Origin of the sequence: Vibrio sp. AIC-3 (genome assembly GCF_013114515.1) — a bacterium.
GTDB lineage: Bacteria > Pseudomonadota > Gammaproteobacteria > Enterobacterales > Vibrionaceae > Vibrio > Vibrio crassostreae_C.
The window spans coordinates 1-6,425 of sequence record NZ_VTXG01000057.1 but is presented as its reverse complement, the minus strand read 5'-3'; the positions used below and the strand labels follow the sequence as shown (position 1 = coordinate 6,425).

At 43.3% G+C, this 6,425-nt stretch carries 6 protein-coding genes and 4 tRNA genes; 3 read left to right on the top strand and 7 right to left on the bottom strand.

Annotated features, from left to right (window positions below):
* From F0229_RS21460 to F0229_RS21440, 5 genes are all read right to left on the bottom strand, one after another.
* The coding region (locus F0229_RS21460) for a GTP-binding protein (RefSeq protein ID WP_253643689.1) at positions 1 to 159 on the bottom strand (159 nt) is incomplete at its 3' end.
* A gap of 41 nt (positions 160 to 200) precedes the next feature.
* Positions 201 to 276 (bottom strand) — tRNA-Thr (locus F0229_RS21455).
* A 13-nt stretch (positions 277 to 289) separates the two neighbouring features.
* Positions 290 to 364, bottom strand: a tRNA-Gly gene (locus tag F0229_RS21450).
* A gap of 39 nt (positions 365 to 403) precedes the next feature.
* Positions 404 to 488, bottom strand: a tRNA-Tyr gene (locus F0229_RS21445).
* Between the two features lie 44 nt (positions 489 to 532).
* Positions 533 to 608 (bottom strand) — tRNA-Thr (locus tag F0229_RS21440).
* Positions 609 to 818: 210 nt separating this feature from the next.
* Here F0229_RS21440 and coaA point away from each other — a divergent pair.
* Entirely contained in the window at positions 819 to 1,742 is a 924-nt protein-coding gene (gene coaA / locus F0229_RS21435; RefSeq protein ID WP_017066910.1) for a type I pantothenate kinase, read from the top strand.
* Positions 1,743 to 1,749: 7 nt separating this feature from the next.
* On the opposite strand, the gene birA is transcribed toward coaA, so the two are convergent.
* Positions 1,750 to 2,715, bottom strand: coding sequence for a bifunctional biotin--[acetyl-CoA-carboxylase] ligase/biotin operon repressor BirA (birA, locus tag F0229_RS21430; protein WP_017059800.1), 966 nt, complete (start codon positions 2,713 to 2,715; stop codon positions 1,750 to 1,752).
* A complete protein-coding gene (gene murB / locus F0229_RS21425) occupies positions 2,712 to 3,758 on the bottom strand; it encodes a UDP-N-acetylmuramate dehydrogenase (protein ID WP_017059799.1) in 1,047 nt (348 codons plus the stop codon). The genes birA and murB overlap by 4 nt, the downstream gene beginning before the upstream one ends.
* A 66-nt stretch (positions 3,759 to 3,824) precedes the next feature.
* On the opposite strand from murB, the gene F0229_RS21420 reads away from it, so the two are divergent.
* Together F0229_RS21420 and pssA are read left to right on the top strand one after the other, a co-directional pair.
* Entirely contained in the window at positions 3,825 to 4,256 is a 432-nt protein-coding gene (locus F0229_RS21420; RefSeq protein ID WP_017059798.1) for a GNAT family N-acetyltransferase, read from the top strand.
* 91 nt (positions 4,257 to 4,347) lie between these two features.
* A complete protein-coding gene (gene pssA, locus F0229_RS21415) occupies positions 4,348 to 5,688 on the top strand; it encodes a CDP-diacylglycerol--serine O-phosphatidyltransferase (RefSeq protein ID WP_029235079.1) in 1,341 nt (446 codons plus the stop codon).
* The last annotated feature ends 737 nt before the right edge of the window (positions 5,689 to 6,425 follow it).

Genomic DNA, 6,425 nt, shown 5'->3' with positions numbered 1-6,425 from the left:
AGTAGTACAGATAGCAGCAGTTAGAGTTGTTTTACCGTGGTCAACGTGGCCGATAGTACCAACGTTTACGTGCGGTTTCGTACGTTCAAATTTTTCTTTAGACATGGGGTGTCCCTCTAGGTACGGATTAGGTGGCTTAAAATAAGACCACGCAACCAAAAAAAATGGTTTTCTTTATTAAAGGAGAAGAAGCTTTAGACTGGTGCTAATACCCAGAGTCGAACTGGGGACCTCACCCTTACCAAGGGTGCGCTCTACCGACTGAGCTATATCAGCACACAAAATGAGTTGGAGCGTGCAGCGGGAATCGAACCCGCATCATCAGCTTGGAAGGCTGAGGTAATAGCCATTATACGATGCACGCAACACGTAACTCTGTTTGAGCTATTTAACCTTTAGAATATGGTGGAGAGGGACGGATTCGAACCATCGAAGGCAGTGCCAACAGATTTACAGTCTGCTCCCTTTGGCCACTCGGGAACCTCTCCAAATTTTGAGCTTTCTCTCGCTTGCCTTATAGGAAGGGAAAAAGTGGTGCCGACTACCGGAATCGAACTGGTGACCTACTGATTACAAGTCAGTTGCTCTACCTACTGAGCTAAGTCGGCACAAGTGGGGCGCATTTTATTGAATGATTTTCCACCTTGCAATAGTAAATTGAAAAAAAGTGCAAAATTCTCTGACCAAACTCCTACATACGGCTATTTAGCTCAAGGTTTACGTCTTTAACCCGCATCTAGTACAGGAAGATATTTTATTTATCTATCGCTTGATGTATTTTCCATGCACTTGTTTTGTTATCCACTATAGAGTTTTGTATGAGCCCATTTATGTCATTTGACCGCGAACGTTGGTCTGAGCTAAGGAATTTAGTTCCGATGACACTTTCTGAGAGCGACTTAAAAGAGCTTCAAGGCATCAATGAAAAGCTCACAATGGAAGAGGCAGTAGAGATCTATCTACCGCTATCTCGTCTATTGAACCTCTATGTGGCAGCCAGACAGAATAGAAACTCGGTACTCCACCAATTTCTAGATAAGAAAGAGAAAGCGCCACCTTTTATCATCGGTATTGCGGGTAGCGTAGCTGTTGGCAAAAGTACCACTGCGCGTCTGCTTAAAGCCCTACTCTCTCGCTGGGAAAACCACCCAAAAGTTGAACTAGTGACAACCGATGGCTTTTTATATCCAAACGAGGTGTTAGAAGAGAAAGGGTTGATGAGCAAAAAGGGCTTTCCTGAATCTTACGATATCAAGCGTTTAGTGAACTTTGTTTCGGATGTAAAAGCTTGCAAGAGAAATGTCACAGCCCCTGTTTACTCGCATCTTACGTACAATATTACTGATGACGTTAAGTGCGTCGACCTACCAGATGTGCTTATTATTGAAGGGCTTAATGTTTTACAAACCGGAATGAATTATCCACACGAGCCACATCGCGTGTTTATTTCAGACTTCCTTGATTTCTCACTCTATGTTGACGCTGATAGCCAACAAATCAAAGAATGGTACGTCAATCGCTTTATGAAATTCCGCGATGGCGCGTTTACTAAGCCTGGCTCTTACTTTAGTCATTACACTAAATTATCGAACCAAGCCGCATTGGACAAAGCAGAAGGTATCTGGAGTTCAATTAATGGCTTGAACCTTGAACAAAATATCCTTCCGACAAGAGAAAGGGCTCACCTGATTCTACGTAAAGGCGCAGATCATATGGTTGAAGAAGTGTTACTAAGAAAATAGTAACGCCTTAGTCGCCTTTTCTTAGCGATATCTCGCCACCAATATAGCTCTCGACACCATTCTCAGTTTTGAGCAATACAGCACCTTGTTCATCGATGCCTTGAACAACACCTTCAATTTCTCTAGGTCCAATGATCAATCTAACATTGCGACCTAAGAAATTATCCAAGCGGTTCCAACGCTCTAAAAAATTGGACATTCCTTTCAACTCGTAGTCGACAAGTGACTTATCCCAAGCATTGATCAGAGCCTGCGCTAACTGGTTACGGTCTGGCACCTTCCCATCACACACTTCTTTAAGGGAAGTCCATGGCTGGCCAATACCTGATGTTGTTGGATCCATGGATAGGTTTAGCCCTAAACCAATCACAATATGCGCAGCGCCGCCAGACTGTCCTGACAGCTCGACCAAGATACCTGCAAGCTTCTTGTCATTGTGGTAAAGGTCGTTCGGCCATTTAAGCTTTACACCTTCTACGCCCATCTCTTCCAAAGCTTCAACAACAGCTACACCAACCACAAGGCTTAAGCCCATTGCGGCAGCCATCCCCGCGTCGAGTCTCCAATACATTGAAAGATAGAGGTTTGCACCAAATGGTGATACCCACTCTCGTCCACGGCGTCCACGACCCGCAGCTTGATATTCAGCAATACAGACAGAACCCGATTCGAGGGTGTTAGTGCGCTCTAATAGGTGTTGGTTTGTAGAACCTATGATGGGAATGAGTTCAAGAGAAGCATCGCGACTAACTGCAGACAATTTGTCTTGGTCAAGCATATCCAAACGACTGGCTAGTTTGTAACCCTTGCCTTGTACTCGGTAGATATCTAAACCCCACTCTTGAATACCTTTAATGTGCTTACTGATAGCCGCTCGTGATACGCCAATCATTTCACCTAGGTCTTCACCTGAATGAAACTCACCGTCAGCAAGACATCTCAATAGTGCAAGCTTGGTACTGTGCTCTCTCATGCCAATGACTCCAAAGCCTTATCCAAGTTTGTCTCGCAGTCTCGTCCCATAAAGCGCACTTCATGTTCCAATCGAATATCGAATTTATTCAAAACGGACTGGCGCACTCGCTCTGCAAGCTTAAGGATATCCACAGCAGAAGCCTCATCATAATTGATAATAACCAATGCTTGGTTGGGGTGAACCTGAGCGCCACCTTCTGTCACACCCTTGAACTGGCATTGATCAATCAGCCAGCCAGCAGCAACTTTGATCATGTCATTACTCTCATAACCAACCATATTTGGATATAGAGCTAACAAGCGATCAAAATGATCTTTGGTGATCACAGGGTTTTTGAAGAAGCTACCCGCATTCCCTTGTACTCTAGGGTCTGGCAGCTTACTTGAACGGATAGCACACACTTCATCAAATATAGTGCGAGGGGAGAGCGTATCGGCTGCTAGGCTTTTTAACGGGCCATAGTGATTGCATGGCTCCCACTCTTTCGGCAACGTTAAACCAATCGCAACAACAATCGCTTTATCGTAGAGAGCGTGTTTGAAAATAGAATCTCGGTAACCAAAGAGACACTCTTCTTTGCTTAATCGCTTAACTGTATAAGTATCCAGACACAGGATATCGACATACTCGCATACGTCTTGTAGCTCAACACCATACGCACCAATATTCTGAATCGGAGCAGAGCCGGAACAGCCGGGTATCATTGCTAGGTTTTCTAGACCACCCAGCCCTTTATCCACACTCCACTCAACCAAGCTTGGCCAATCCTCGCCACCACTCACATGCAGTAGGTGATGACTGTCCGTCTCGGCCAGCTCAATCCCGGCTAATTTATTCACGATGACCAGGCCAGCGAAGTGCTCAGTAAAAAGCATATTACTGCCCTTACCCAGTATTAACTTAGGCAAAGCTGACCATTTAGGGTCTTTGTAAAGCGAAATAAGTTCTTCGGTAGTGGTGACTTCAACCAACGCATCACACGTCTGATCGATGGAAAAAGTATGAACATTTTTTAAACTAGCATTGAGATGGAATTGCATGGCGATATTCAATTAACTTACACTGCGGTCATTCTACAGCAGATAAACCAATGGCGCAGTGACTGAATGAACAATGTCATCATTACTCAATTAGACCCAGTAAAGGTTCCCCTAGTTAAACGTTTCTATAAAGAACATTACCCAACGGGAAAAGCGAATAAGAGTGAACTGATCTATTCGTTATTGCTGAATAACGAACTGTGCGGTGTCGTGCGTTTTCGTACAATAGAAAATAATCGCTTACTTACCGGTATGGCGATATCAAAACAACATCGTGGTCAGCAATTAGGCTCCCAGCTTATGGATTATTGTGCGCAACATACGCTTACGGAAGATGATTACTGCTTTGCGTACGCTCATCTCACCAATTTTTACGCGCGACACAAATTCGTACAAGTAGACCCTAAAGATCTACCAAATGGTTTAAGAGTTTTATACGAGCGCTATTCGAATAGCGGAAAAGATCTCATTCCTATGCATTATCAGCAAAATTGTTAGAGAATGCCTCGATTATCTAGTATTTGGTGCTATCCCTTTGGTAAAATTAAAGGTTCGCAATTTTGCATATTTTTAAGGTAAAACAGTCAATATGATTGCCAGTAGGAATCCATTCATACAGTTGCCAACCATAGCGCAGAATCCTGACAAGTTTGAAGTACTACTATCAGCGCAAGAGTTTCGAACTCGCCTACTTGATGAAATATCTCGCGCAACGACTCGTATTAGTTTAGTCGCTTTGTATCTTGAAGATGATGAGGCTGGCCGTGAGATCCTAACTGCCTTATATGAAGCAAAGCAAAAGAATCCAGAATTAGACGTGAGCGTTTGTGTCGATTGGCACCGGGCGCAGCGTGGATTGATTGGCGCAGAGTCTTCTGAAGGCAATGCAGCCATGTATAAAGAGTTCGCAGAGAAATATCAACATTCTGTGCCTGTCTATGGCATTCCCGTTCGCGGCAAAGAAGTCTTTGGCGTATTGCACTTAAAAGGCTTTATCGTCGATGATAGCGTGATATACAGCGGTGCAAGCCTTAACAATATCTATCTGAATTACCATGACCGATATCGCTTTGATCGTTACCATGTTTTAAACAATGCAGCTCTTGCTGACTCAATGTTTGCCTACGTACACGAACAGATGGTTGCGGACAGCGCTGTTTATGACCTGGCTGATAAGAACAAGCCTGCGACCAAAGAACTGAAACCAGCGATTCGTCAGTTTCGAGCATCATTGGCAAGGTCTCAGTATCAATTCGAAGGGCAAGAGGTTTCAGCAGAGCAAGTGGCTGTAACACCATTGGTTGGTATCGGTAAAAGACGTAACCGTCTGAATCAGGGAATCAACCAACTCGTCGCTCAAGCTAAAGATGAAATCTTCATCTGCACACCTTACTTCAACTTCCCACCTAGCCTAGCTAAAGAAGTGAAGAAAGCACTTAAGCGTGGCGTAAAGGTCAGCATTGTTGTTGGTGATAAGACAGCGAATGATTTCTTTATCTCACCAGAAGAAGAGTTTAAAACGATTGGTGGTTTGCCATACCTTTACGAACTGAACTTACGCCGTTTCGCTAAAGCGAATGAAGCTCATATTGCTAGCCGTAATCTATCAATTCGACTTTGGCAACACGATTCCAATAGCTTCCACCTAAAGGGCATTTGGGTAGATAAGCGCTACATGCTACTAACAGGTAATAATCTAAATCCACGCGCATGGAAGTTGGATCTAGAGAACGGTATCTTTATCCAAGATAACTACCATCACCTAACAGACAAGTTTCAGGCTGAAGTGGATAACATCCTTCAACACACTCAGCTTATCTGTACTTATAAGCAGTTAGACAAGGTAGAGAGCTACCCGATGGAAGTTCAGAAGTTGATTCGTAAGATCACTCGTGTAAAAGCCGACAGAGTACTCAAACAAATACTGTAGTCAGTGTATTAGAAACACTAGTTATCAACGCCTAGCAAACGCTAGGCGTTTTTCGAGATAACGAGATAACGAGATAACGAGATAACGAGATAACGAGATAACGAGATAACGAGATAACGAGATAACGAGATAACGAGATAACGAGATAACGAGATAAGTTTGCTTGATGGTCATTTCAAGTCAACATCTCTATTTATGCATAGTGAGTGTGATAGCTTGAAGTGTTAAGCATCCTACCTTTTCCTTAGTCAGTCTCAGGGTTCCAGATACGTGTATCAGGTATGGTTTAGATAGCAGCTAAACGAGTACCAATACGAACATAATCGACAATTACCCTTTACGTATTCAAGCAATAAAGTCTCACTCCTTAGGGCGAAGTACGTACGCGATAGAGAATTTCACATAGTAAAACAATCAGATTAGTGCTCTGCTCTATTTAGCTTAAGAGTTAGAAGTGACCACCTATATTCCCAAGCAGCACCTCCCGATATATAGAGAAGTACTTCATAGCTAGCGATAAGGATCTACTACTAAAACCCAAAACACATACGCAGGAAACGACGAAAGCCTAGTCGTCAGACTAGGCTTTCTGATATGTGCCGGAATAGCATGAAGTGCAGGGGCTCGGTGTCTTTATACCAATTAAAGTAAAAATGTGATCTAATTAAGATTGATGAATTATTGTGAAATTTAGCCATGGATAGCCTTAATAACACTGACTTCAAAAAGCTTGCGAG

Bases quoted from the DNA above. Each gene is read 5' to 3' on its own strand.
- murB (WP_017059799.1), bottom strand. From the start codon at position 3,758: ATGCAATTCCATCTCAATGCTAGTTTAAAAAATGTTCATACTTTTTCC.
- birA (WP_017059800.1), bottom strand. From the start codon at position 2,715: ATGAGAGAGCACAGTACCAAGCTTGCACTATTGAGATGTCTTGCTGAC.
- coaA (WP_017066910.1), top strand. From the start codon at position 819: ATGAGCCCATTTATGTCATTTGACCGCGAACGTTGGTCTGAGCTAAGG.
- pssA (WP_029235079.1), top strand. From the start codon at position 4,348: ATGATTGCCAGTAGGAATCCATTCATACAGTTGCCAACCATAGCGCAG.
- F0229_RS21420 (WP_017059798.1), top strand. From the start codon at position 3,825: ATGAACAATGTCATCATTACTCAATTAGACCCAGTAAAGGTTCCCCTA.